The sequence below is a fragment of the Paracoccus sp. (in: a-proteobacteria) genome, from assembly GCF_030536915.1.
In the GTDB taxonomy this organism is placed as follows: Bacteria; Pseudomonadota; Alphaproteobacteria; order Rhodobacterales; family Rhodobacteraceae; genus Paracoccus.
In genome coordinates this window covers 40,638-41,710 of sequence record NZ_JAUNPC010000020.1, presented here as the reverse complement: position 1 = coordinate 41,710, position 1,073 = coordinate 40,638, and the positions used below count along the sequence as shown (strand labels likewise).

Annotated in this window: 1 protein-coding gene; it reads right to left on the bottom strand. The window is 68.6% G+C overall.

Annotation, left to right across the window (positions count from 1 at the left end; all coding sequences use genetic code 11):
• Positions 1–1,073 (bottom strand): DEAD/DEAH box helicase (locus Q4F04_RS05620; RefSeq protein ID WP_303368854.1); only part of this gene is annotated, 1,073 nt, incomplete at both ends.

The window sequence follows — 1,073 nt, the reverse complement described above, 5'->3', positions numbered from 1 at the left end:
ACGTCATGGCTGCCGTCGTAAAAGGCGTTCATCCGCTGGTCGAGGTCGCCCGCCGCAAGCTGGCCGTGGGCGACGATGGTCGAGACCTCGGGGACGTGTTCGCGCAGCCAGTCCTCGACCTCGGGCAGGTCGGACAGGCGCGGGACGACGAAGAAGCTCTGCCCGCCGCGGTATTTCTCGCGCAGCAGGGCCTCGCGGATGGTGACGCTGTCGAACTCGGACACATAGGTGCGGATGGCGAGGCGGTCCACCGGAGGGGTGCCGATGATCGACAGGTCGCGGACGCCTGTCAGGGACAGTTGCAGCGTGCGGGGAATCGGCGTCGCGGTCAGGGTCAGGACGTGGATGTCGGACCGCAGTTCCTTGAGCCGTTCCTTGTGGGCCACACCGAAATGCTGTTCCTCGTCGATGATCAGCAGGCCGAGGTTCTTGAACTTGACGCCTTTCGCCAGCACCGCATGGGTGCCGACGACGATATCGACCGAGCCGTCCGTCAAACCGGCCCGAGTCGCCGCGGCGTCCTTGGTGGACACGAAGCGCGACAGCGGCCGCACGTTGATGGCAGTGCCCCGGAACCGCTCGGCGAAGCTGCGGTAATGCTGGCGGGCCAGCAGCGTCGTCGGCGCGACCACGGCGACCTGCATCCCCTGCGAGGCCGCGATGAAGGCCGCGCGCATGGCGACCTCGGTCTTGCCGAAGCCCACGTCGCCCACGACGAGCCGGTCCATCGGGCGGCCGGCGGAGAGGTCCTCGGCCACGTCCACGATGGCGGCGGCCTGATCGTCGGTCTCGGTATAGGGAAAGCGGGCGGCGAAGGCCTCCCATTCATGATGCTCGGGTTCCAGCACGGGGGCGTTGCGCAGCAGCCGTTCCGCCGCGACGCGCATCAGGCGGTCGGCGATCTGGCGGATGCGTTCCTTCAGCCGCGCCTTGCGGGCCTGCCACGCCCCGCCGCCCAGCTTGTCGAGCAGGCCTTCCTCGTGCCCGTAGCGGGTCAGCAGCTCGATGTTCTCGACGGGCAGGTAAAGCCGGTCGCCGCCCGCGTATTCCAGCGCCACGCAGTCATGCGGCAC